At 44.3% G+C, this 23440-nt stretch carries 23 protein-coding genes; 18 read left to right on the top strand and 5 right to left on the bottom strand.

What is annotated here, in order from left to right; all coding sequences use genetic code 11:
- Nucleotides 1-763 precede the first annotated feature (763 nt).
- The 5 genes from ACJJI7_RS17495 to ACJJI7_RS17515 all read left to right on the top strand — a co-directional run bounded on the left by ACJJI7_RS17495 (nucleotide 764) and on the right by ACJJI7_RS17515 (nucleotide 4240).
- Nucleotides 764-1615 (top strand): S1 family peptidase, encoded by an 852-nt coding sequence (locus ACJJI7_RS17495; protein WP_040629505.1) that lies wholly within the window; start codon nucleotides 764-766, stop codon nucleotides 1613-1615.
- Between the two features lie 64 nt (nucleotides 1616-1679).
- Nucleotides 1680-1982, top strand: coding sequence for a DUF1330 domain-containing protein (locus ACJJI7_RS17500; RefSeq protein WP_353375403.1), 303 nt, complete (start codon nucleotides 1680-1682; stop codon nucleotides 1980-1982).
- A gap of 239 nt (nucleotides 1983-2221) precedes the next feature.
- Nucleotides 2222-2647 (top strand): MAPEG family protein, encoded by a 426-nt coding sequence (locus tag ACJJI7_RS17505; protein WP_282950626.1) that lies wholly within the window; start codon nucleotides 2222-2224, stop codon nucleotides 2645-2647.
- Between the two features lie 224 nt (nucleotides 2648-2871).
- The gene (locus tag ACJJI7_RS17510; RefSeq protein WP_353375404.1) at nucleotides 2872-3303 is read left to right on the top strand and encodes a GFA family protein; all 432 of its coding nucleotides are present in this window, start codon (nucleotides 2872-2874) and stop codon (nucleotides 3301-3303) included.
- A 130-nt stretch (nucleotides 3304-3433) separates the two neighbouring features.
- Nucleotides 3434-4240: an amidohydrolase family protein gene (locus ACJJI7_RS17515; RefSeq protein ID WP_353375405.1), complete on the top strand. Its 807-nt coding sequence runs from the start codon at nucleotides 3434-3436 to the stop codon at nucleotides 4238-4240.
- Nucleotides 4241-4382: 142 nt separating this feature from the next.
- Here ACJJI7_RS17515 and hmpA read toward each other — a convergent pair whose 3' ends face one another.
- On the bottom strand, nucleotides 4383-5567 hold the full coding sequence (gene hmpA / locus ACJJI7_RS17520; protein ID WP_282950623.1) for an NO-inducible flavohemoprotein: 1185 nt from the start codon (nucleotides 5565-5567) through the stop codon (nucleotides 4383-4385).
- A gap of 550 nt (nucleotides 5568-6117) precedes the next feature.
- Here hmpA and norR point away from each other — a divergent pair.
- The 6 genes from norR to ACJJI7_RS17550 all read left to right on the top strand — a co-directional run bounded on the left by norR (nucleotide 6118) and on the right by ACJJI7_RS17550 (nucleotide 13028).
- The gene (gene norR / locus ACJJI7_RS17525) at nucleotides 6118-7689 is read left to right on the top strand and encodes a nitric oxide reductase transcriptional regulator NorR (protein ID WP_444901624.1); all 1572 of its coding nucleotides are present in this window, start codon (nucleotides 6118-6120) and stop codon (nucleotides 7687-7689) included.
- Nucleotides 7690-7740: 51 nt separating this feature from the next.
- Entirely contained in the window at nucleotides 7741-8007 is a 267-nt protein-coding gene (locus ACJJI7_RS17530; RefSeq protein WP_282950621.1) for a hypothetical protein, read from the top strand.
- A gap of 687 nt (nucleotides 8008-8694) precedes the next feature.
- On the top strand, nucleotides 8695-8781 hold the full coding sequence (locus tag ACJJI7_RS17535; protein WP_475717141.1) for a hypothetical protein: 87 nt from the start codon (nucleotides 8695-8697) through the stop codon (nucleotides 8779-8781).
- A gap of 477 nt (nucleotides 8782-9258) precedes the next feature.
- Entirely contained in the window at nucleotides 9259-10542 is a 1284-nt protein-coding gene (locus tag ACJJI7_RS17540; protein WP_282950620.1) for a hypothetical protein, read from the top strand.
- On the top strand, nucleotides 10539-11324 hold the full coding sequence (locus ACJJI7_RS17545) for a transglutaminase-like domain-containing protein (RefSeq protein ID WP_282950619.1): 786 nt from the start codon (nucleotides 10539-10541) through the stop codon (nucleotides 11322-11324). Before ACJJI7_RS17540 ends, ACJJI7_RS17545 begins: the two co-directional genes overlap by 4 nt.
- An 879-nt stretch (nucleotides 11325-12203) precedes the next feature.
- Complete coding sequence (locus tag ACJJI7_RS17550; RefSeq protein WP_444901623.1) at nucleotides 12204-13028, top strand: hypothetical protein; 825 nt, start codon at nucleotides 12204-12206, stop codon at nucleotides 13026-13028.
- Nucleotides 13029-13132: 104 nt separating this feature from the next.
- Here ACJJI7_RS17550 and ACJJI7_RS17555 read toward each other — a convergent pair whose 3' ends face one another.
- Nucleotides 13133-15310 carry a heavy metal translocating P-type ATPase gene (locus ACJJI7_RS17555; RefSeq protein ID WP_444901622.1) on the bottom strand — a complete coding sequence of 726 codons (2178 nt, stop codon included), beginning with the start codon at nucleotides 15308-15310 and terminating at the stop codon, nucleotides 13133-13135.
- A 243-nt stretch (nucleotides 15311-15553) separates the two neighbouring features.
- On the opposite strand from ACJJI7_RS17555, the gene ACJJI7_RS17560 reads away from it, so the two are divergent.
- Nucleotides 15554-15658 (top strand): MerR family transcriptional regulator, encoded by a 105-nt coding sequence (locus ACJJI7_RS17560; RefSeq protein WP_020415387.1) that lies wholly within the window; start codon nucleotides 15554-15556, stop codon nucleotides 15656-15658.
- A 553-nt stretch (nucleotides 15659-16211) separates the two neighbouring features.
- Here ACJJI7_RS17560 and ACJJI7_RS17565 read toward each other — a convergent pair.
- Nucleotides 16212-16793 carry a TetR/AcrR family transcriptional regulator gene (locus tag ACJJI7_RS17565; RefSeq protein WP_444901621.1) on the bottom strand — a complete coding sequence of 194 codons (582 nt, stop codon included), beginning with the start codon at nucleotides 16791-16793 and terminating at the stop codon, nucleotides 16212-16214.
- A gap of 113 nt (nucleotides 16794-16906) precedes the next feature.
- Between ACJJI7_RS17565 and ACJJI7_RS17570 the strand changes: the two genes are divergently transcribed.
- The 5 genes from ACJJI7_RS17570 (at nucleotide 16907) to ACJJI7_RS17590 (ending at nucleotide 20230) form a co-directional block, all read left to right on the top strand.
- Complete coding sequence (locus ACJJI7_RS17570) at nucleotides 16907-18049, top strand: aromatic ring-hydroxylating oxygenase subunit alpha (RefSeq protein ID WP_444901620.1); 1143 nt, start codon at nucleotides 16907-16909, stop codon at nucleotides 18047-18049.
- 228 nt (nucleotides 18050-18277) lie between these two features.
- Nucleotides 18278-18370 carry a hypothetical protein gene (locus ACJJI7_RS17575; RefSeq protein ID WP_475717092.1) on the top strand — a complete coding sequence of 31 codons (93 nt, stop codon included), beginning with the start codon at nucleotides 18278-18280 and terminating at the stop codon, nucleotides 18368-18370.
- 63 nt (nucleotides 18371-18433) lie between these two features.
- Nucleotides 18434-18685: a hypothetical protein gene (locus tag ACJJI7_RS17580; protein ID WP_020415391.1), complete on the top strand. Its 252-nt coding sequence runs from the start codon at nucleotides 18434-18436 to the stop codon at nucleotides 18683-18685.
- A gap of 173 nt (nucleotides 18686-18858) precedes the next feature.
- Nucleotides 18859-19695 carry a metallophosphoesterase gene (locus ACJJI7_RS17585; RefSeq protein ID WP_444901619.1) on the top strand — a complete coding sequence of 279 codons (837 nt, stop codon included), beginning with the start codon at nucleotides 18859-18861 and terminating at the stop codon, nucleotides 19693-19695.
- A 115-nt stretch (nucleotides 19696-19810) separates the two neighbouring features.
- Nucleotides 19811-20230 carry an acyl-CoA thioesterase gene (locus ACJJI7_RS17590; protein WP_040629508.1) on the top strand — a complete coding sequence of 140 codons (420 nt, stop codon included), beginning with the start codon at nucleotides 19811-19813 and terminating at the stop codon, nucleotides 20228-20230.
- A gap of 44 nt (nucleotides 20231-20274) precedes the next feature.
- Here the strand turns inward: ACJJI7_RS17590 and ACJJI7_RS17595 are convergent, their stop codons facing one another.
- Nucleotides 20275-21165, bottom strand: a complete 891-nt coding sequence (locus ACJJI7_RS17595) for a LysR family transcriptional regulator (RefSeq protein ID WP_169337149.1) — start codon at nucleotides 21163-21165, stop codon at nucleotides 20275-20277.
- A gap of 115 nt (nucleotides 21166-21280) precedes the next feature.
- Between ACJJI7_RS17595 and ACJJI7_RS17600 the strand changes: the two genes are divergently transcribed.
- Nucleotides 21281-22018 (top strand): SDR family oxidoreductase, encoded by a 738-nt coding sequence (locus tag ACJJI7_RS17600; RefSeq protein ID WP_444901618.1) that lies wholly within the window; start codon nucleotides 21281-21283, stop codon nucleotides 22016-22018.
- A gap of 92 nt (nucleotides 22019-22110) precedes the next feature.
- Here ACJJI7_RS17600 and ACJJI7_RS17605 read toward each other — a convergent pair whose 3' ends face one another.
- Nucleotides 22111-23433 (bottom strand): phenylacetate--CoA ligase family protein, encoded by a 1323-nt coding sequence (locus ACJJI7_RS17605; RefSeq protein WP_444901617.1) that lies wholly within the window; start codon nucleotides 23431-23433, stop codon nucleotides 22111-22113.
- Nucleotides 23434-23440: the final 7 nt, after the last annotated feature.

The raw sequence follows: 23440 nt of genomic DNA on the forward strand, positions 1-23440 counted from the left end.
TTTAATAGCTGCTTTTTGATCTATTAGCACAAGTTAAAGTTATATGCTATTAGTAGTTAAAAATCCACCTTTTAACTAGCTTAAAATTAAATTATAGGTGGAGAAGCGGCTTTTATTCAGGGTAAAGGTCAATGCCAGGGGTAAAATCGATCTCGATACCAATGTTCATAATTAAAAGTCGGGGCAGCCTCTATCTATGGTCCTCCGAAGATCCTCGTGCAGGTGAAGGTGCTTGGGGCTACTTCAGGAGGAAAAGAGCTGTAGATCCTGGAAAGGGCTTTGAGCCTTACGAGATGCGTAAACAATGATGTCAAGGAGCTTAGTCTGTTCGCGCATTGTTCACCTGCAGCAACTCCTTCCTAAGAAGCGTTTAAGCTAAGAGGGTTTAACTATAACCTGACCTGGATGGTACTTGTGCACCGTATGAAAATTCAATCTGGAGTCAGCCAGGCAATATGTATCGATAAATAAATATTTAATTTTTAACTTAGAAGCCAATATTATTCGTGGGTATGTTATTCATCTGTAGAAGAAAATATTCTTCGAGTATAAAAATTCGAAGTTCCCAAGGCTATGAATAGCTTAGAAGATACTAAATAGATAGTTATTTTTATATATCAACTTGTGAACAATTTGTACTAAGTATGGTGGGTTCCCAGTCAAGTGGAGTTGGTTATAAAAATTTAGGGAAAAGAGTGAGTCTTCGAGTAAGCTTAATAGCCGCCTTGATAGAGACGAAGTAGAAAATATGGATGTGAAAAAAATGAAGTACGTACAGGAATACATTTTCTTAGTTTTGTTTTCCCTGTCATCCACTGTCAGTGCCATTGTTATCCGTGATGATATTGAAGATGAGAATTACCAAGTGCCCACCTCAATACTGCCAGCATTGGCCGACTTTCCAGGAGAAGGGCACGGGGTCCTGATTTTTCCTCAGTGGGTTGTTACCGCGGCACATGTGACCTGTTCGAAACACCCTAAGGAGATCAATATTAATAGCCGGCCGCGTAAAATTGCGTCCGTATTCGTTCATTCTGGGCACAAAATGCTTCCCGAAGCCCTTATCAAAGAGGCATTAGCTACAGGTGAAGGCATTAAGTTACAGGAATTCCTCGCAATGTCAGATGATATTGCGTTAATCAAGTTGGAAGAGCCAATCAATGATGTGGAGCCAATCCCTCTCTATCGTGGCAATGACGAACTTGGTAAGACTATCCAGTTAATCGGCAAGGGAAGCACGGGTAATGGTAAAGAGGGGCCAAAACCCAATAGCCCACATCGAACTTCTTTGCGTAGAGCCTTCAATGTTATCTCCAGTGTTGATATGCGCTGGATTTCCTACACATTTGATTCGCCAGCATCTGCTGTTTCACTTGAGGGTATGGCTGGCAATGGCGATAGTGGCAGCCCGGTTCTTATCGAGGAAGAACAAGGATGGCAGCTTGCTGGTCTTGTTGCTTGGGTTTCCAGCAACAGGGATTTGCGCACGTATCACGGTGGGCGTTATGGCGATAGAGGAAATAACGTTCGCATCTCTCACTATATAGACTGGATCGATAGTACTATATCTGCCGATGAGCAGGAGCGGAGTTTAGAGTCGGCCGAAGATAAATGATTGGTTCCTATGATAATGGGAAAAGGCCTGACGGTGATCTGAGGTTAGATTTGGAGTAAGTATAATGTATGAGATGCTAGTAGGCCTGGAAGTAAGTAATGATGATATTTACCAAGCGTATCGCGATGCGATGACGCCTATATTAGAAGCGTATGATGGCTCATTTGGATATGATTTCAGGGTGTCAGAGGTGTTGAAGTCTGAAAGCAGTTTGGAGATTAATCGCGTATTTACGATCAGGTTTCCAACTGAAGAGATGATGAGCAAATTCTTCTCCGACCCTGAATACCGAACTATAAAGGAAAAGTACTTCGAGTTATCAGTGCAGAGCACTACGATTATAGCCGGTTATGAGAAGCATATTTAAAAGAGCAAAATAATTAATTTTACCTCGCAACACTTGGTATAGCTCAGTATATTAATGATTAAAGGATTAGCAATATAAGAGAGTTGGTCTTCAATGGATAAATAGACCAGCAAACTGGAGATGCGGATAACTAGTAATTGTTCTGGTTGGAATAGTGCCATACAATTTTGGTGTTTGTTTAGTAATGTTGTTATTAAGTAAATGATAAATTTGTGAATTAGAGGATGGCCGGAGAGATCATGGAAGCAAATATTCAGTTAATTCAGCCGATAATAGCGCTAGTGATTTGGTCTCTGGTAATGTGGCTATGGATGTACGCTACGAGATTGCCAGCTATTGCCGCTATGAAAATGAAGTTAGATCCTGAGGCACCAGTTGGCACTCAAATGTCGAAACTTCCGCCAAGAGTTCGCTGGAAAGCGGATAATTACAATCATCTACTGGAGCAGCCTACTGTCTTCTATGCCATTGTGCTTTCTCTAACTTTCCTTGATGGAGCTACAGAGGTGAATGTTATTGCTTCTTGGCTGTATGTTGGATTGCGGATACTTCATAGTCTTGTCCAGGTCTTGTGGAATAAGATTGAAATTCGTTTTGTTATTTTCTTTTTATCCAATATTCCATTATTCATTTTAGCTTTTAGCGCGGCAAAAATAGCATTCTAAAGGGAAAAGAAAAATAGGTGATTTGAATAAGCTTATTACTAAATCCGGTTGCTACTTCTGTTAGGTTATTATTCTTTCTGGCTGTATATAGAGCGGTCTATTTGGGCTGTGTTTACACTTTGGATAAACCATTTTAACCAATGAAGTGGTAAATAGTATCAAAGGATATACTTAATTGAATTTTCCCGGTTAATTGTGGTGCTACATATATACAGGTAAATTATATGATTGATGAAAATGCAATTTCAGTCGGTGGTTGTTTATGTGGAGCTGTACGATACGAGGTGAAAGGGCCGCTGCGAAACGTAGTAAACTGTCATTGTGATATGTGTCAAAAGCTACATGGAAACTTTGGTCCCCACACAAAAGCTCGCAAAGTTAATATTAAGATAACAAAAGATGACGGGTTAGCTTGGTATAAAACATCAGACATTGCTCGCAGGGGGTTTTGCCGGGAGTGTGGCTCAGGGCTTTTTTGGGAGCCGTATGAGCTTGATGCAACTGGAATTATTGCTGGATCATTGGATGGCCCAACCGGGTTGAAAACCATGGGGCATATATTTGTCAGCGAAAAGTCTGATTTTTACGATATTGAGGATAAACATCCTCAGTTTCAACAGTCATCAAATGGCCAATTAGTTAACGACTATAAGTAGGCAGATATTGTAACTATGAATGATGTGGTTTAGTACTTTTACCGCACTACAAACTTTGTAGGATTATGCAAGGAAGCATTGGACTCCATAGAATACTTAATAGCAAACCTAATATAAGGGAGCTGCTACTATGACGACAGTAATTGATGTATGGGCTCAGCATCCAACAAAGCGTTTTCTTTCTGAGCCCTTTTTAGATACATTGAAGAGGTGGACACGACAAGACTTTGAAGAGTTGCCTCTGGAGTGGACATTGCTGGCGATGGAATCAGCGAATGTCTCCAAGGCGCTTATCTCTGCTTGGTATGGTCCTAGCGGAGCATTGATTAGTAATGAAGAAGTTCTTGCAATAACCTCGACTCACCCAGACAAATTTTCTGGGCTTGCCTCAGTTGATTTGAGAAACCCCATAGAGGCAGTTCAAGAGTTACGTAAATATGTCTGTGAGCATGACTTTAAGGGCTTGCGCATCGTGCAGTGGCTGTGGGAGCTTCCATGTACGCATCCCCTTTATTATCCACTGTATGCCGCTTGCGTTGAGCTGGATGTACCTGTTTGTTTGCAAGTTGGGCTCACAGGCCCCTTACGCAGTTCTGAATCCGGTCGGCCTATTCATATCGAAAGAGTAGCGCTTGACTTCCCAGATTTGAAGATAGTTTGTGGTCATATAGGTTATCCTTGGCATAACGAGATGATCGCTTTCGCCACCAAGTTTCCAAATGTGTATATAGATACTTCTGCATATAAACCTAAGCGATACCCCAAAGAGTTGGTTTCATTTATGAAGGCCCATGGCAAGAATAAAGTGATGTTTGGCACTAACTACCCGATGCTGACACCGGAAGCCTGCATGAAAGAGATGCATCTGTTGGAGCTGGATGAAGAGGTATCGGAGTTTTTTTTGTATAAGAATGCTGAGAGAGTTTTTAAGCTTTAGTCTGTCCGCTCTAATGACGTCGGCTTTTCAAGACTTCACCTGGCGGTAGCCTGCCTGGTTAGCGAGTTCCAACAGATGAAGCCATTGTAAGCAATCGTATAGTTTAGAATGCAAAAGTGATTTTATGCTTTACTTTTATTTTCTATATATCACTATGCGGACCAAACACTTCATAAAATATCCTACCGGAATCAACTCCTAGCTCCATAAGTTGTTCCTTAATATTCTTCATGAAACCTGTTGGGCCGCATAAATAAAAATCGCCCTGGGTAATGGGCAGCTGTTCCCGGATAAAATCCAGATGCATAAGTCCGGAAAAGCTGTTTCCTTTAGCGCCTGAAGCATACCAGTAGTAGTGTTTTATGTTTGAGTTGACTGAAGATAGTTCCGCAAGTCGTTCCTTGAACGAGTGTTGCTCTTCTTTCTCGCAGGCATGCAAGAACGTAATTTTCCTGTCTGGCTCTTTTTCATGTATGGATTCCAGCATGGAGAGCAAAGGAGTTAGGCCGACACCTGCAGAAATCAATACAATTGGCTTTATTGAGTCTTTTAGAAAAAATGCGCCGCTTGGTGGGTAGGCCTCCAGGATATCCCCAACCTCCACAGTTTCATGTAAGTAAGAGGAGACAATACCATCTCTAGGCTGGCTTTCTCTTTTTACGCTGATTCTATAGGTTGCACTATTGGGTTTATCGGAGAGTGAATATTGACGGATCTCAAGGTATTCATGTTTTGGAGGTTTTACCCGAATTCCCAGGTATTGGCCAGGCTGATAATCAATTACACCATTTCCATCCTCTGGTCTTAAGAGAAAGCTGGTAACCAGCTCAGACTCTACGGTTTTATCCTCTACAATAAACTGCCTGGGGCCATGCCAGCCTCCGAGGGTATTTCTTGAGAAGTCATAGAGTTCATATTCTCGTTCTATTAGTAACTTCGCAAATAGGTTATAAGCTCTTTGCCAGGCATCAATAACTTCTGAGGTGAATGTATCCGGCATAACCTCCACGAGAGTGGCAAGCAGATGGTCTCCTACGATTTCGTATTGCTCAGGCTGAATAAAATAGCTGGTATGCTTTTGAGCAACCCTCTCAATTAACGGATCCAGGGCTGGAAGGTTGTCAATATTCTTTGAGAAAGTTGATATGGCACTGAAGAGGGCAAATGGCTGTTTACCACTTTCCTGATTACTCATATTGAATATATTTTTTAACTCAGGATTGCAGGAGAACATTCTATTGTAGAAATACTTTGTGATATCTACACCTGCACTATCGAGTACTGGACTTGTGGCTTTAACAATTTTGATTTCTCTAGATGTCAACATGATTTGCTCCTATATACATCTAACGGAAAATTTATCGTGGACAATCCGAAACAGAGGCATTAGTCCAATGCCTGTAAAAATTGCTGATAGTTGCGTTCAGCCAATAAGTGAGAAAGCGGCTACTTATTTCACCTCTAAAGAGAGGCTATATTGTGCGACGCAGCGGCTTATGTATCCGATTTTTATTAGTGTCGCGCTGATCACCATAAAGATATGGCCAGCGACTTGTGCCGGAAGGGAGAAATAGTGGGACATGGGGTAGCAGATAACGACAGTTACTATCAAAAAAGGAACTGACAGTAGAAGGGTCAGATTGCCAGCTTTGAGCAGAAGTTCGAAGCGTCTGCGCAGGACAGGGTTTTCAGTGTCGAGCATTTTTAACCTCTATGGCAATTTTGGTTTCGCTATATAACTAGCAAGCCCCATGCCAAAAATAAAAATGCTTATAAATCAATAAGTTGAAGGTTTTTTTCGGTTTTAACATGTCATTATGACTTGATAACTTTATGTGTCATAATGACCTCAATAGATCATATGGACCTATGCATGTATGACAGATATCAACGCCAATCTCCTGTTGGAAGTAGCATTGGATCTGGCTAATAGCCTGAACAACAGCGATCGCTTTGAACGCCTGCTCTCTACTATCCGCAAAGCCATCAAGTGTGATGCCGTGGCCCTATTGGGGTTAAATGAGAATGTACTTACCCCCCTGGCGGTACAAGGGCTTGCCAGAAGAACGCTTGGCCGCCGTTTTGTAGTCAATGAACATCCGCGCCTTGCCCAGATTTGTGCCTCAGAAAATCCAGTTCGCTTCCCATCAGATTGTGATTTGCCAGACCCTTTTGATGGCTTACTACTGGATAGGGAAGGGGACTTGCCGGTGCACTCTTGCATGGGTTTGCCCCTGTATTCTGATAACCACTTGGTGGGCTTGCTAACTCTCGATAGCATGGCTTCAGATGCTTATGGCCAAATTAGTGACAGAACCCTTGAGTTGATAGCAGCCCTTTCTGCAGCAACACTAAAAACAGCTTTGGAGTTAAAAGAGCTTTCTCTTTCTGCAGAACATGCAGAACAGTTGGTAAAAGAACTGACACAGGAGGCTTTTCTACGAGATGGTGGGGAGCTCATTGGAGAGAGTCAAGTCATGAAAGCCCTGCGCAGTGATATTGAGCTGGTAGCAGGTTCTGACTACAACGTCCTGATCCTTGGAGAGACAGGTGTCGGCAAGGAGTTAGTGGCTCGCACTATACATAGGCTCTCTTCTCGCAGGGAAAAACCACTTGTTTACCTCAATTGCGCATCCTTAACGGAGACTCTGGCTGAGGCAGAGCTTTTTGGACATGCAAAGGGCGCTTTCACGGGGGCGGATCGCGAGCGGCCAGGTAAATTCCTTCTGGCGAACGGTGGAACTATTTTCCTTGATGAGGTGGGCGAGCTACCTTTAGCTGTACAGAGTAAATTGCTGAGGGTGCTGCAAAGCGGTGAAATCCAGCCGGTTGGTAAAGATACAGTCCAGCATGTCGATGTCAGGATAGTTGCCGCAACAAACCGGGAGCTGTTGAAGGAAATAGAAGACGGAGGTTTCAGGGCCGACTTGTATCACCGTCTTTCTGTATATCCACTGGAAGTTCCACCCTTATCACAAAGAGAGAATGATGTTCTGTTACTGGCGGATTACTTCCTGGAAAAGTCCCGTAGAAAGCTGGGCTTTCGTCAACTCAGATTGTCGGCAGAGGCCTCACGTAAATTAAAGCGTTATGGTTGGCCGGGGAATGTAAGGGAGTTGGAGCATATCATTAGTCGTGCAGCCTTGAAGGCCAGAAAGGGCTCCTCTCCGTCAGAGATTGTATCGTTAACCGCTGCGCATATAGAGATTCCTGACGATATCATGGCACAGCCAGAGTTTGAGAAACCGGCTCAACCACCGCTGGAAGTTGTGAATCTCAGGTCTGCGACCGAGGATTATCAGCGCGATCTTATAAAGCATACGCTGACTAACTGTGATGGGAATTGGAGTCGAGCTGCAAAATTGCTTTCTATGGATAGAGGAAATTTGGTTCGTCTTGCAAAACGATTAGGCGTCTATATTAAGAAAGAGGTTGTGGGCGGAAAGTGATGTTATGATTGCGTAATATAAATCTCACTTTTTTACAGTTAAGAGAAAGGCATGAATAAGGATATTACGTTTCCAATGGCTATTGGATTGCTAGCTTTATTAGTTGGCGTGGTGACCTTCATGTATAACTGGCTTATTGTCGGTGGTGGTTGGGAGTATTTTGGAGTCTTCCTATTTCCAGGGAATCTAATCTTATCTCTGTTCACAGAAGAAATAGATTTTTGGCCAAAGTTTGCTTTACAAATGAGTGGCCAGTTTTCAGTAATTTTTTCTGTTGCTTACTTGGCGAGGCGGGCTTTGAAGGAGGTCGTCAGCTAATAGAGTGCTCATAAGCTTTTTTTAAAGTTGAGTTGTTAGTGCTGCTAATTAAATAACGGTTTGAATTTTAACAGAATCTTTATTGTCTAATAGGGTTGGGTGAGAGCAAGTAAGTTACTCACTTTTTGCGAGTAATTATAAATCAATCCTATTCGGCGACATACAATATATCAAATAAGTGCCAGCTAAATCAAAAGATGGAAAGGGGTTGGTCTCTACATCTTTTATTAAGCTAGATGGTATTGTTGGCTTTCAAAAAGCGGGTATTTCTTGAGGAAAGCGTATCTGGGCATGACAAATTAAATATTTTGTGAATTCTTTTAAAGATATACTCCTATACGCTCAAGTTAAAAAGACAATTACATTTTTAATGAGGATGAATGGCTGCAATGCTGTAGAGCTTTTGCTCCGCGAAGAGACGATTAACCCAAGTCATTGTAGTGCACACACTAGACGCAAATTTGCACCAATTTCCAAGTCTACACAGAACAGGTGGACTGGCCAAGCAGGTTATGTACTTTTATAGGAAACTACATCCGATAGATTCAAAAGCCGGAGGTGATAGCTAACTGCAAAGCAGTGATGTGATTTACGGCAGGAGGAGTCCAGGCCGATTGCGGCTATCCGTAAAACAGGCTAGATGAAAAGTAATCAAAGCTACTACCCAAGTCTCCACTCAGTAAAGCCATAGAATACGGCCTAAAGCACTGGAAAGGACTTTATGAGCTTTTGAAGGGTGGCCGCATCGAAATCGAAACCAATTTGACTGAATAAAAAATCAAACCCTTCGTAAGGTATCGAAAAAACTACCTGTAAGCATCTTCACTCGAAGGGGTTGATTCACTGTACTTACACTTTAGCTATTTTGCAAATAGCCAAGATCTACGGTATTGCTACATATAAGTATTATGTGGAAGTACTTGGAAAGTTCCACGCAATCAGTCTGTAGAGAGCTATGAAACATTACTACCCTGGAATTCTAGCCTAACAAAGTTGGGCTGGGAGAGTCGGATTGATATTTTCTGCTAGCTATATAAACTATTGGCGACCCCCTTTCTTGCTAGGCATCCTTTGAATGTACCCTCAATCTTGTAATTCCTGAACTTCAAATACAATCTTATCCTGCGAGATGGTAAGATTGCTTGCAATACATTGTATAGCCGCACTCAAGTTTGTACGAATTTCACTCATAAGTGATTTCTACTACTTGAGTAACAACTAGTTAAATACAACTAAAATAGAGAACTAAGTATGAACATCAAACTAATGCCAGCTATTACTGCTGCTATTTTGCTGGCTGGCTGCTCTGCTACACAAAATACAGAGGATTCAAAGCCTAATGGGAATGATAAAACGGGTAGTTCATGGGGAATTTTAAGTTTAGATAATCTTCCATCTTGGATTCAAGATGAGATGCTGAAAGATAAAATTGTTGATAATAAGTCTTCACTTGAAGTTGAAAGTCTTAATTTCAAAAGAGAAATTTTAGGTAAGGTTGCGGCTTCAAAAAATAGCGATGGAACCTGGTATTACCTAATTGATATTGATACCTCTGTCCCAATTGAGTGTTATATTTTTAATGAATATGATGGCCCAGCAAATTCTCTTTATGGGTTGATTGATAGCAGTTTGGCTCAGGCTGAAGAGCTTAATAATAAATCACTTTCAGCCCGTTTTAACTATGCTGTTGATGTCGGCATTACCGAGAATACACCTTATCTATCACTAGATACCCTTTATTTTCTTGGCGAAAAAAGTGAAGCTGTAGCAGGGTTAATGAAGGGCTTGTCAGCGGAAGTTGATGGGAACCTACAGGTCTGTCTGCATAATCAAATGGGATACCACCAGGCTTTTGTTGATGTTTTTGAATCATTTATAGGCGTATCCACAGGAAACAATCAAAGTGCGGAGTTCTTTGAGTCTGTTCATCAGATGAAGCTTAATGATATATCTGTTGGATATAGCTATGAAAAATATACTACAGATGATGAAGGTGATATCAATATTCAAAGCAGAGCCGCCTTTATTTTCCCAGTTGATGCCAGCTCTATATCCGCTTCAGACTTTGTATCTTCTTCCTGGAGTAGGCCGGATGGTTATTTAATTAATGCTTCAGAATATTCAATTGATAATGGTGAGCTGACTTCACATTATTCAATTAAGAACCAAAATGATAAGTGGCTGGTAGGAGGTGAATTCCAGGGAAAAAAGATCAATTCTGAACTGGATTATACCGGTATGTTATTGTCAAACTTTGGTAGTTATCTTCAAACAGCCCACTTAAACGTGTCAGATCAGGATTCTGCTGAATTTTATATGTGGCTATCTGATGCGGACCCTACATCAGCACAAAAAGTCCTGGTAAGCAAGCTGGCTGATAACCCCAGTGCAAACTTTAAAATGGATATAGGCCCGATTGTTATGAAATTTACCGCTGAAGACAGTGGGATTTTCAAGCAGGGAACTATGAAGCAAGGGCCGCTTGTGCTGGATATGGAATTATTGCATGTAAAAGGTGAGCCTAAACTGCCATGAAGCAGTTTTTTCCGCTCTTATTAACTTTGTTGGCACTTAATGTAAATGCACAGAGTGTTCCATTCTTTGCTGAATTGAGCACAGAGCTTGCAACTGATCAGCCTCTGCCTCTTGCTGATACTATTCACTTTGAGCTAGTTTCACCAGAGGCACAAAGGATTGCTACAGCTTTGTTGGATTGGAAGGGCATCACTGTTGAGCACATTAAAGGTGAGTCCTTGTTTATTACCATGAGAACTAAGCCGAATTTTTTTGGTGAAGTTCATGCAAAACATAGAGAGAATAGTTTTGTAATTGACCTGGATGAGGAGAGTACAAAGGAATTTACTTACGGCTTTACAAGTGGAGTCAGTGAAAATTGGACATTAACAGAGCTAGAATCATATGTAGATGATTATATTGAATATCCTACATATATCCATGGCTTTAATATAGCTTCAGTGGTGGCTACCCAACGTAGCGGCGACTGTACGGAGTATGCGGTGCTTACTACTGCACTTGCTCGATCATTAAATCTTCCTGCAAGAGTTGTTTTAGGCACCGTAATACTTGAAGATAAAGAACAGGTAACGTCTTTTGGCCATGCCTGGGCGGAAGTATGGCATAAAGGCCAATGGCATATTCTTGATTCAGCCTTATACCGCTCTAATGCAGTTCGGCATTTTTATTTGCCGGCAAGTGAGCTGGATAAAGAAGGGCCAGGGTTTTCTTTATCATTGATGAGATCAATTCAATTGTTTCCACAGAGAATAGAGAATATTAAGGCAGTTAAAATTAATTAAATGTTATCTGTTAGATTATCTATAAGATTTATTTCATGGTAAAATGGCCTGATCAGTGAGCTTTGCTGATCAGGCTTTTTTATATGTACTCCAGGTTTTTCTGTCACTGCGAGAGAATACTCAGTATAGCTTTTGGACTAGTGCGAAGTTACCATTCGCGGTCCAAATTTATAGGTTCCATTAGCGTCCCGCCTGCTGATACAACGGATGCTCTGAGCGGCAGGCTGATAGCTGTATAGTTCTGATTTGTTGATATTCAGCTCCATAGCAAGGTTGTAAGTCGGTTACTTCGAGATTGCCATGGGTAATGGTACTGGCCGTACACTTCAACACAGAAGATGATCTTGCCGAGATCGACGGCGTGCTTAATATTATTACAAATTGCTGGCGTTAGGCTACTAACAACGAATACGGGTTTAGCTAAATAAGAACTTTGGGCTTGCTTTATTTAATTGTCGAATGCCGAGCTATCTCTAGACAGCCAGTATCGATATCCTCCAAAAATTTTATTGTCTGTTATAGTGATTTTAATGGCACGATAATTTCAACGGGCGATATTTGATACATTAGTAAAACCACTGGGAATAAAATTGATAAGGGGGCAGTTGTTAAGTAATCAAGATGCTTATACTAAGCTTCAGTGATTTGAATCCTTGGTAAAAAGATACACGATTATATTTTGGTTATCCTGAGCGGTGATCCAAATTTTACTATCTTGAAGTCAAAGCTGTCTTGTTTTGAGTGCTCCCTAATTCTTTGAGGCATAAGCGCTGTATTTTTTGATGTAAATAAAAATTTTTGAGTCCATTGTTGAAATGCGGACTTACTTCTCTATATTCATACTGTCAATTATATGCCTACTGTTCTGGAGAATATTCGATGAGTAAGAAATATAGAGGTGGCGCTAATATATTTATTTTATTGTTTGTCTTATTGCTATCCTTTGATGTATTATCAGGCGAAGCTAAATCGTTTTATTCAAAGTTTGATTTTGGTCAAAGTTCTGAGGGTATCCTGGCTTCATATAAATTGGGGCATTCAGTATCTGGTCAAGAAATTATATATATTGATTATATTTGTATTCCCGGTGATGAAAGTAAGCCTTGTATACTGGACCTGAATGGCAACTTTCCAACTGTCGAGTATGTAATTGAAGAGGGAGCTTATTTACATGAAGTTCGCCTCTCTGGTCAAACAACAGTTGTGACCATGGGAGGAGGCCAGATTACCAGCTCTATTCAGGTATTTAACAATTCAGAATTATTTCTGCTGGGTGGAGAGATAGTATCGGTCAATGCTAGGAATATTAGTCGCGTAGTATTAGATGGCGGACAGGCATCAATTGCTCATGCATATGATAGCTCAACGATTTATAGCACTAGTAACTCACCCACAAGATCTCTATTGTCCTACCAGAATGCGTCAATCTATATCTTTGGAGCAGACTACGCGGAGGGTGAGCAGGTTCAACTGTTCTCTTTTGATAATTCAAATTTAAACCTATATGGCGAGAGATTTATCTATATATTAAGCACTAACGGTTGTGAATGGTCTGATAATAATCCTCCGGAAGGTGACCCGGGCATTTATACCAATATCTCTGGACAATGTCTTTCTGTAGGAAGGATAAGTGGAAGCCAGGTATTTATTACATCCACAGCAACAGAGAATGGGGAGGTAAGGTTTATTGACGTTGAGTCATAAACTAACTCCTGAAGGGTAAACTTCATCCGTCCCTAAGCTTTTGGGATGGATGAAGTTTAAAGCATATTACTAAGCCGAGTTTGTATATCGGATTCTACAGCAGGTCACTTCCGCATCAATCGCAATCCATTGAATACCACCAGCAGACTGGTACCCATATCCGCAAACACTGCCATCCACATGGTAGCTTCTCCAGCAAAGGCGAGGATAAGAAATATCGCTTTGATGCCGAGAGCAAGGACAATATTTTGCCAAAGTATATGGGCCGTGGTGCGTGACAAGCGGATAAAACCAGCAATTTTGCCAAGATTGTCATCCATTAAGGCAACATCGGCGGTTTCTATAGCGGTATCTGTACCTGTAGCTCCCATTGCAAAGCCGATATCGGCTCGCGCCAGTGCTGGTGCATCATTGATTCCGTCCCCAACCATACCAACTCTGCCATGACCGGCCAGGGACTCCACCTGCTGCAGTTTATCCTCTGGAAGAAGGTTGCCTTCGGCTCGATCGATGCCTACTTCGCGGGCGATGGCGTCGGCAGTATGTTGATTATCACCGGTTAACATTAGGGTTTTCACCCCTAATTCGTGGAGTTCTTCAATGGCTTTCCGACTGGACTCTTTGACGGTGTCCGCAACTGCGAACAAAGCCATTACTCCGGATTCTCCCACCAGCATAACGACTGTTTTGCCCTGGGATTCAAGTTTGCTAAGCAGCTGTTCAAGATCCGGACTACAGGCCCCAAGCTCTTCTACCAAGCGGTGATTCCCCAGATAGTACCCCATATTAGCTATTTCGCCGCGAACACCCCGGCCGGCCAGGGCTTCAAAAGCCTCAACTTCATGTAGCTCTGCGTTTTCTGCGCTGAGATATTCTGCGACGGCTTTTGAGACAGGATGATCAGAACGTGAGGCCAGGCTGGCAGCTATAGTTCTGATTTCGTCAGGTTCAGCACCTGACCAGGGTTCGAAGTCGGTTACTTCGGGCTTGCCATGGGTAATGGTGCCGGTCTTATCTAGTGCAATCCAGCGCAGGCGACGACCCTGCTCGAGATAGGCACCGCCCTTAATCAGGGTGCCGTGACGGGTTGCTGCCGCTAGGCCGCTGACAATGGTGACCGGTGTCGCAATTACCAGAGCACAGGGGCAGGCGATTACCAGCAATACCAGAGACCTGTATATCCACTCCATCCAGGCGCCGCCGAAAAAGAGTGGGGGTATTAACGCTGTGGCTAAGGCTACGGCAAACACGAGGGGTGTGTACCAGCGGGCAAATTGGTCGACAAAGCGCTGCGTCGGCGCGCGGCTTCCTTGGGCCTCCTCTACCGCATGAATAATCCGGGCCAGGACAGCATCATTAGCGACAGCGGTTACTTTGTATTCGAGCGCGCCAGATTCATTAATGGTCCCCGCAAAAAGTTCATTGCCGGCTGTCTTGTCTACAGGCAAGCTTTCCCCGGTAATTGGGGCCTGGTTAACTGCGGAATTGCCTTTTACAACCTCCCCATCAAGGGCGATACGCTCGCCAGGTCTTACCCTGACAATGGCTCCTAAAGGTACCTCTTTTGCGCCGATCTCACGCCAACTTCCATCATCCTGCCGTACAGTGGCTGTTTCCGGGGTTAGGCTCAGTAGCTCCCGGATGGCATTTCGAGCGCGGTCCAACGATTTTGCTTCAATCAGTTCTGCCAGGGTAAATAACACCATTACCATGGCCGCTTCTGGCCAGTGTCCAATTAATATGGCGCCAGTGACCGCAATTGACATGAGCGCATTCATGTTCAGATTGAGGTTCTTAAGCGCTATCCATCCTTTTTTGTAGGTGGAGAGGCCACCGCCAGCAATGGCAGCCAGAGCCAATACAAATACTAACCAGGTGTTACCGCCTTGCAGCCAATACGCCAATTCTGATGCCAGAGCTGCAACGGCTGCGGCACCAAGCAACCACCAATTGGCCTTAGCGGCTGGAGGGGCACCCTCGGTATCTTCCTCGGTAGCCAGCCTGGCATCCAGGTCGAGTGGCGTTAATACATCCAGGATCATCTGCTCCATGCCAGGTGCATGGCCGACCGTCAGGATTCGCTGTACCAGATTGAAGTCGAGGCTGTAGATCCCCTGAATACTGGAAAGCTTGGCGCGTATCAGGCTTTCCTCGGTTGGGCAGTCCATCTTGCCAATGGAGAACAGGGAGGATTCTCCTTCTTTATTGACTGTACTATTGCCGGGTCTTTCGAGTGGCTCTGTGGGCTTTTCACAACCGCAGCCAGTATCGCGCTTTTCCATAGTCAACTCTCGGATAGCTCAAAAGGTGAGCCATTATTACTATCCCTCTAGTAACTATAGAGTCAAGGGGACACCTGCATGCCCTATATGATTGGCGAAGCCAGCTGTGAAGTGGAGGCAGTGCGTTACTACGATCAGGTGGACTCGTTACCGGAACCTGTGCGGACCAGGGATAATTTATAACTTTATTCTGGAGCTCATTTAAAGCAATTTCACTGCATTCGCCACTGCCGTTCATTGGGCATGCCATTGGAAGATACTCGAAATCTGCTCGAACTCAAAGTGCAGCCAATTGAGAATTGCCTGGAAATCAATGAGCTGGTTGATAAAACCTATCCGCCATATTGAGGATCAAATGGATCTGTAGGTACAACTTCGACAAAGTTTGTAGTAACTACGAGATCAATGTATCGACCTGGAAGCTGCAGGTACCTGTAAAGTCATGCGTATGCTTAGCGATCTCGAATTCTATGCTAAAACAGATTCCCAAGTTTGAAGGGTTTAATTTCGGAAAACTAAGCTACAGAGGTTCATGACTAAGATCTCTTAATTAAAATTCCCTAAGGTGCTCCAAGTGCTCCTGATTTTTTTAGGGAGGCCAGTGATATTAACCAGGTTATAAGGTGGGGCTAAGGGCAATGAGACCGTTCCAGTTAATCACAAATTTACCCAGCGAATAGATGGGCTTTTCTTCGATAATATCGATGCCTACAGGTTTAGAAGGTGCATGGTTCTGCATACGTCTAGATGATGGAAAAACCGTTAAAGCCCTTATTAATCAGATGCTGATAGCGCTTCAGAATGGTATCGCAATGAGGAAAGCTCAGCGTTACCGCCTAGCCTAGTCTGCTGCTTCTCTTGCCTTTACCCTACATAGAGGCAGTATAGCCTTTTGTCGTGATTAGTAAGCGCTCGTGATCAATCTTTCCAGTTCGATCAGGTGCTGTTTTTTTAGTGTCTTGAAGGTTTTTGCAGAGTAGAGCTTTTTCAAGGTGGGTTCAGATATCAAAAAATATTGAACGGCCCCAAGTAATTGGTAGATAAAGGCAAGCGGCTTTATCTCTTGAAAGTGTCCCTGTTTCTGGCTCGCTTTCACCAGTCCTTCTAGATGATCGAGAACGGGCTTTAGAAACCACTGATGGGCGTGTTCGGAGCGCTCTTTATTATCTAACAGCTCTCGCATCAGAAGAAGAATAACGCGGTGGGTTCTTTTGTCGGGTGCTGCCAGTACGTTTAATAAGTTCAACAGCTGTTCTCTGGGAGCTAGCTCATGCTCAATGTTGGGTTTCAGGTTCTCAACCAGATGGGTAACAGCGGACTCAAGTACCGCAGCATAGAGTTTTTCTTTGCTGGGGAAGTGGTGCAGCAGCCCTTGTTTGCTGATAGTCAGTTCGGCGGCGACATCATTGATGCTGGTTCCGTAAAAACCTCTCTCAGAAAAGAGAATTTCGGCCTTGAGAAGTAACTTTTCTCGTGTCTTCATTGAGCTTCAATATGGTCTGGCTAGACAGCTTGACACCTTACCGATTGGTAGGTAGCCTGTCAATAAACTTACCGGTTGGTAGGTTCTGATTGCCATAACGCAAGGGATGGAGTATGGACAGACAAACAGAGCTCGATCTTATCCAGCGATGCTGGGGACTGGTACAAGATAAAACCACAACCCTGGCGGATGAGACGGCCAACGCTGATACACGACGATACCGCAGCAAAGAGGTGTTCGAGCTTGAGATGGAGCATATTCATCGTCGTTGGCCATGGCCTCTGGTACATACTTCTGAACTGATTGAAGCGAATAGCCTCAAAGCGGTCGAGACGCCACTCGGCTCTTTGATTGTCAGTCGCGATGCTTCAGGCCAATGGCATGCCTTTCACAACAGCTGTCGTCATCGCGGTGCCACACTACTAGGGGAGGGAGAATGCCGGCAGGCAAAACGCATTCACTGCCCCTATCATGCCTGGTCATATACCACAGATGGCGCGTTGGCCTCGGTTCCTGGTAAGCAACAGTGCTTTCCTGATCTTGATAAGTCAGACAATGGCCTACTCGAACTGCCTGTTAAAGAAAAGCATGGATTCATTTGGCTTTGCCCTGATGGGGCTTCGGCTCCAGACCTGGATGAAGCTCTGGAGGGTATGTCACAGCCGCTAGCGGCCCTGCAGCTCGATCAGCTCTCTGTGTTTGCGCAACATCGCAAGGTTTGGAACACAAACTGGAAAATAGTGGCAGAGGGCGGTATTGAAACCTACCACTTTTCCTATGCCCACAGCGAGAGTATTGGCCCTTATTTTTATAACAACACCGCGGTCATCGATGCCCTGGGACCCCATCTACGGGTAGTAATGCCGACCAAGGCTTTAGCTGCGGTGGTGGAGAAACCCGTCGAGCAACAATCCCTGCGAGAATGCAGTCATACATTGTATTCATTGTTTCCTACCTCGGCCTTGCTGATTCAGCATCAGCATATTGACTGGGTGCAGTTCAGGCCCCTGGCCCTCGATAAAACGGCCATCGCTGTTACCACACTGGTTCCGACTGAGTTGCGGGAAACCATGCGGGATCATTGGCAGCGTAACCATGATATTACTGTAGCGGTGTTGAATGAGGACTTTGAGCTAGGAGAGGGTGTTCAGCGCTCCATGAATAACGGTGCGCTGGAGCGTATCAATTACGGGAGGAACGAATGGGCCCTAAAGCGGATGAATGGTTTTATTGACGACCTGTTAACGGAGAAATAGTAGGGTTATATAGCGTTTTAGAGAGTGTATTGCCTGGTTTTACAGTCATGTGTAAAACTCGGGAAAACTATAATAATTAGGCGCTCTCAGGTGCTGCAATTCTCAGGGGTTGTTGATTTGACCAATAAATGAGGCCCTTTCTCGTCCATTCGTCAGTAGAAGCGTCGACAAAGGATTTTATCCGTTGCTAGCGCTGCACTGGAAAGCCATGACCCTTCAGAGCTGATCATGGAGAAGATCGTCAAGGTCAGTCAAGTTTCTAGCAAAACCCTGTATAACTATTTTAATAACCGGGATCTGTTATTGCTTAAGCGGCTGTGAATGGTTGCTGGATATCGAGAGTAGTGAGCAGTTGCAGCAAGCTGAACCTGGGCTGGTTAGCCTTTGACCTATAGACTTAGTGCGATTGAGCAGTTTAATCTCAAGCCCGATCGAATTTGTCTTTTCTTTTCCATTTTGATTCAGTATGACAAGGGTAATGATGGAGCGAATCAGCTGAGTACAACTCTATTTAGGGAAAGCAATATCCATCTTGCTGAGAATGGTATGGCGCTGCGTGAAGGCACCATTATAGATGCCACTACTATCTCCGCTCCAACTTCGACAAGTCCGCTAAATGCGGATCTAGGGCAGTAAAAATGGAGATAACTGTATATAGAAAGCGCGATTTCGAGTAAAAAGTAGCTATTTTTAGTTATGTGAAGCGTGATGTAACGCTAAAGGCTGGTTTTTCAGAGTATCCCTAAATAGTAGATACCGTACTGTAGCCTGAAGTGTTGTAGGTTTGGGTCATTGAGTGAGTATATTTCTTGAGCAAATATCGTAACATTTCCGCAATACTTTTTATCATTGGTCTAACCATCTCTATTTGGGCTTTCTTTGCAGAGCCAAATAGTTTCAGAATCCGAGAGCAGACGATAACGATTGATTCCTGGCCAGAAGCCTGTAATAACAAGAAGGTGGCCATCCTTGCTGATTTACATGTGGGCTCTCCGTATAAAGGGGTTGATAGCCTTCGGTGGTTAGTTGATGAAGTAAATGCGAGTTTGCCTGATTTGATTTTGTTACCAGGTGATTTTGTTATCCAGGGCGTTGCAGGTGGCTCTTTTGTTTCTCCCGAAGAGGTTGCCGAGATACTGGAGGAATTGAAAGCGCCCATGGGCGTTTTCGCAGTGTTGGGAAATCACGACTGGTGGCTTGATGCCAAGCGGGTAGAGAAGGCATTCGCTGATCGAGGGATTACGGTACTTGAAGACCGATCAGCAAAGCTGAATAGTGGCGCTTGTAAGTTACGCCTGGTGGGTCTCAGTGATTTTTGGGAGGGGCCACATGATATCGCACAAGCGATGGATGGCATTGATACCGCTGAGAGCATTTTGGCTTTCACGCACAATCCCGATATATTTCCAGAATTACCGAAGCAAATCTCACTGACTATTGCTGGGCACACTCACGGAGGACAGGTTTACCTGCCATTTATTGGGCGCCCGATAGTTCCCTCTCGTTACGGGCAACGTTATGCGATAGGTCATATCGAGGAAGGTGGAAAAAACCTGTATGTAAGCCCTGGAGTAGGGACCAGTATTTTACCTGTGCGATTCCTAGTTCCGCCGGAAGTAACGCTCTTGTCTATCTCTAGTAACTAAGCGTAAGCAAGTGGGGCGTGCAGGATGATGGATTTGGTAATTCTGTTTGATCGGAATAGAGCAGGTACCTTGCCATACAATAGCAATGCTGCTTTGGACTTTCAGGATTGGCCAGATGATAACCGTTAAACGCAAGGTATTGTTCGGTGATTGTGACCCTGCGGGTATTGTATATACCCCAAGATTTTCCGACTTTGCCCTGGAGGCAACTCACGAAGCGATGTCTGTCCTGTTTGACGGCCCAGCCATTAGAAGGATGAAGCAGCTGGGCTTTATAACTCCGGTAAGAGCATTCAACTTGGAATTCCTGACCCCTGTGACTTGGGATCAGGAGTTAAAAATTCAGGTTTCTATCTCAGATATTGGCAACCACTCTTTTAGCTTCCAGCTTGAGGCTTATCTGGAGAGTGGGGCACCGGCTTTTACGGCGAACATTACCTATGTCACTTTATCTGCCTCCGACAGGGTCAAAATCCCTCTGCCAGGTCACCTTAGGGATACTTTGGCTCAAGCGAACCAAGCAAATGCACCATAAAGTAAATGAACTATAAAGGTGGTAGGTGGCGATGAAATCTGCAACTACACACTCCACTCGAAGAGGCCCTTCTCCTCGTTAAGGAAATCGAGCAAGGCCGCGAGTTTCTTCGGTTTGTTCAATCCGGTTCGGTATACGGCATGAATGTTCATTGGTGGTACATGCCATTCTGGGAGCACTTTTACCAACTGCCCGCCAGCCAATTCCTCAACAATATTGTTAATTGGCAATTGGGCGATGCCGAGCCCATTCAACGTTGCATTTTTTAATGCCTGGATGTTAGCGCAAAAGAAATTTCCGCTTACGGATAAGTTGATGGTTGAGTTAGCAGATGTCAGTGTCCATTCCGATTCCCCCGGATTGAATTGAAATCGAAGGCAGTTGTGACCCGCCAGCTCTTCAGGAAGTTGGGGAGCCCCATGCACTGCCAGATATTCTGGATTGGCCACAAGAACCCTGGTGGAGTAGCCGAGCTTGCGGCTTATTAGGCGGTCGTCCTGAATTTCTCCTACTCGGAAAGCCAAGTCGATACCCTGGGCAAATAGATCCTCGAAGTCATAGGTAAGGTTGAGAGAAACCGTAATTTTGGGCCAGCGTTTCAAAAATGGGGGCAAGACCTTTTGTGAGAGAAACTCGCCAAGAGCGGGCGGGGCAGAAACTTTAAGGAGCCCTTGTACCTGTTGCTCCATAACCAGCACATCGTGCTGAAGGGCTTTAAAATCTTCCACCAATTGAAGTGCTCGCTCATAAGCAATAGCACCGACTTCAGTTAACTCAACCCGACGGGTTGAGCGGTCCAGTAACTTTGCTTTCAGATGGGACTCCAACCGGGATATTTCCTTGCTGACTGTGGATTTCGGTAGGCCCAACTGCTCAGCCACAAGTGTGAGATTCAGAGTTTTACTGACCTGGACAAATACCGATAGGGTTCTCAAGCTTACTGTTTCTAAATCGCGAACATTCATTTTCAAATTGGGTAATTGTTCATTTATGGGTGGATAATAGAATGGCTTCGTCTTCGAAACAACATGATTCACAGGAGATTCAACCATGTCGAATGAACGAATTGCACTAGTTACTGGCTCTAATCGCGGTATTGGTCTCGAAGTTGCCAAGCAGCTCTCTGACCAGGGGGTCAAGGTAATTCTGTCTGGCCGCAACCAGGAGAAGCTTCAAGAGGTGAAAGCGGCCTGGACAGGCAAGGTAGCCCCACTGGACACCATAGAATTGGATATCACCAAGGCAAACGACAGGGCGCGAGCAGCTCAAAAAATTGCTGAGCAGTATGGCCGACTGGATATTCTAGTAAACAATGCCGGTGTGATTGTGGAAGGAGAATGGGCGCAGAATAACAGTGAGACTGTTTCCCAAGCTGATCTGCAAACCACCTTCGATATCAACTTGTTTGCTCAAATTGGCCTCACGCAGGAACTACTGCCACTACTCAAGAAGAGTAAGGCTGGACGTATTGTAAACGTTAGTAGCATCTTGGGTTCCCTGGCAGTAAATGCCGATGTTGAATCCGGCTGGAGTGCGGTAAAACCGTTTGCTTACAACGCATCTAAAGCCGCATTAAATATGTTTACAGTTTCCCTGAGCCAGAGCCTTGCAGAGACCAATATCAAGGTCAATAGTGCGCACCCCGGTTGGGTTAAAACCGACCTGGGCACCAGCGCGGCGCCAATGGAAGTTACCGACGGAGCTTCAACGGTTGTAGACCTGGCCCTGATTGATGGCGATGGCCCCAACGGACAATTTGTCCACCTCGGTGAAGAGCAACCTTGGTAAGCACCTTTCGCAATATCAATAGCCTATTTGCTAGCTACCCCTTCACATAGTGAAGGGGTAGCTAGGTGTATGCTCCAGTTCAGTGGGGAAGGCTATCTGCGATCAATGATTTTTTTAACCTTGCCAGCTTTTTTACTGATTTCCCCAGGTTGTAAAATTTCTATATTGATTCTTGAGGCCGTTTCGAGCCCCAGGAAAATCATACGAAGGGTTACATCTGAACTGGTGAGGTTGCTATAAAATAGTCGCGCTAAATGCGCTTTCTCCTGCTGATTGACAGCTTCTCTTGCTTCAATTTCGAAGGTCAAATGATCATGCCCATCGACTTTTTCGATAATGCAGTGGTAAAAGGAGCTGAGACCAGCGATAGCAGTGATGGCGTTTTCCAGCGTAATCGGATAGATATTGCCGCCATTGATTGTGAACATATTATCGAGACGCCCCTTGATGGGCCCCAAATAGGTTCCGGGATGGCCACACTCGCAAGGGCCTCTGTGCATCTCCACCAGATCATGTGTGTTATAGCGAATCAGCGGAAGGGCTTCACGCTGCAGAGCGGTTATCACTAATTCCCCAGTGACACCATCTTTACATGGTTCTCCTGTATCGGGGTCAATAACTTCTGCATGAAAGAAATCTTCCCACACATGTAAGTTATGATGCTGGCATTCACTCGCTATTAGCCCAAGCTCAGTATTCGCATACATATTAATCAGCTTGGAGTTGAACAACTGCTCATAGCGAGCCCGAAAGTCTTCAGAGAACAGTTCACCCACCATAAATATATTGCGTATGTTTAAGGATGCCGGTGATATATCTTTCTCCAGGCAGTGGCGTTCCAGCCGAGGTAATAAAGAGGGAAGGCAGACCATATAATCCAGCTGATCCCTTTGCAGGCTCTGAAGCTGATGGTCAATCCCCAGAAATGAATCTGCGGGAATGGTGAGGCCAAATATTTCAGCGGCAGCATGACAAATCATACCACTGGGCCAGGGGCCATAGGTCATTGCACACAAACATTTATCGAATGGTTCAACACCTGCAAATAAGTAGCTGCGCGCTTGAGAGATTACCGCGTTCTCAATATCTTTGCGGGTATAGGGCACTCGCTTGGGAGTGCCGGTGCTGCCTGAGGTGTGGCAATAGCGAACAATATCGTTAAAAGCCATACTCACTGTCGGTATAGGCTTTAAAAATACTTCAGAGCTTATAATCGGCAGTTGGTGTAAATCTGTACAGGTTTGTATTGCCTCTATATCAACATTGTTTTGCGCAAGTAATTCACGATAGTAGTTGGACTTTGCAACAGCCTCACTGAGCAGCTTCTTGATTTGATTATCTTTAAATGCCTGCTGTTCATTTCTAGACCGGCTATTAATGTGCAGAAAATCTGTCAGTAGTTCGTTATAGTTCATAAATACA

This window comes from Microbulbifer variabilis (assembly GCF_056232115.1).

Coding starts and splice junctions, on each gene's coding strand:
- ACJJI7_RS17565 (WP_444901621.1), bottom strand. CDS start 16,793: ATGAAGACACGAGAAAAGTTACTTCTCAAGGCCGAAATTCTCTTTTCT.
- ACJJI7_RS17590 (WP_040629508.1), top strand. CDS start 19,811: ATGATAACCGTTAAACGCAAGGTATTGTTCGGTGATTGTGACCCTGCG.
- ACJJI7_RS17515 (WP_353375405.1), top strand. CDS start 3,434: ATGACGACAGTAATTGATGTATGGGCTCAGCATCCAACAAAGCGTTTT.
- ACJJI7_RS17550 (WP_444901623.1), top strand. CDS start 12,204: ATGAGTAAGAAATATAGAGGTGGCGCTAATATATTTATTTTATTGTTT.
- ACJJI7_RS17560 (WP_020415387.1), top strand. CDS start 15,554: ATGCCATTGGAAGATACTCGAAATCTGCTCGAACTCAAAGTGCAGCCA.
- ACJJI7_RS17545 (WP_282950619.1), top strand. CDS start 10,539: ATGAAGCAGTTTTTTCCGCTCTTATTAACTTTGTTGGCACTTAATGTA.
- ACJJI7_RS17605 (WP_444901617.1), bottom strand. CDS start 23,433: ATGAACTATAACGAACTACTGACAGATTTTCTGCACATTAATAGCCGG.
- norR (WP_444901624.1), top strand. CDS start 6,118: ATGACAGATATCAACGCCAATCTCCTGTTGGAAGTAGCATTGGATCTG.
- ACJJI7_RS17555 (WP_444901622.1), bottom strand. CDS start 15,310: ATGGAAAAGCGCGATACTGGCTGCGGTTGTGAAAAGCCCACAGAGCCA.
- ACJJI7_RS17510 (WP_353375404.1), top strand. CDS start 2,872: ATGATTGATGAAAATGCAATTTCAGTCGGTGGTTGTTTATGTGGAGCT.
- ACJJI7_RS17575 (WP_475717092.1), top strand. CDS start 18,278: ATGGAGAAGATCGTCAAGGTCAGTCAAGTTTCTAGCAAAACCCTGTAT.
- ACJJI7_RS17530 (WP_282950621.1), top strand. CDS start 7,741: ATGAATAAGGATATTACGTTTCCAATGGCTATTGGATTGCTAGCTTTA.
- ACJJI7_RS17500 (WP_353375403.1), top strand. CDS start 1,680: ATGTATGAGATGCTAGTAGGCCTGGAAGTAAGTAATGATGATATTTAC.
- ACJJI7_RS17570 (WP_444901620.1), top strand. CDS start 16,907: ATGGACAGACAAACAGAGCTCGATCTTATCCAGCGATGCTGGGGACTG.
- ACJJI7_RS17505 (WP_282950626.1), top strand. CDS start 2,222: ATGGAAGCAAATATTCAGTTAATTCAGCCGATAATAGCGCTAGTGATT.
- ACJJI7_RS17600 (WP_444901618.1), top strand. CDS start 21,281: ATGTCGAATGAACGAATTGCACTAGTTACTGGCTCTAATCGCGGTATT.
- ACJJI7_RS17540 (WP_282950620.1), top strand. CDS start 9,259: ATGAACATCAAACTAATGCCAGCTATTACTGCTGCTATTTTGCTGGCT.
- ACJJI7_RS17495 (WP_040629505.1), top strand. CDS start 764: ATGAAGTACGTACAGGAATACATTTTCTTAGTTTTGTTTTCCCTGTCA.
- hmpA (WP_282950623.1), bottom strand. CDS start 5,567: ATGTTGACATCTAGAGAAATCAAAATTGTTAAAGCCACAAGTCCAGTA.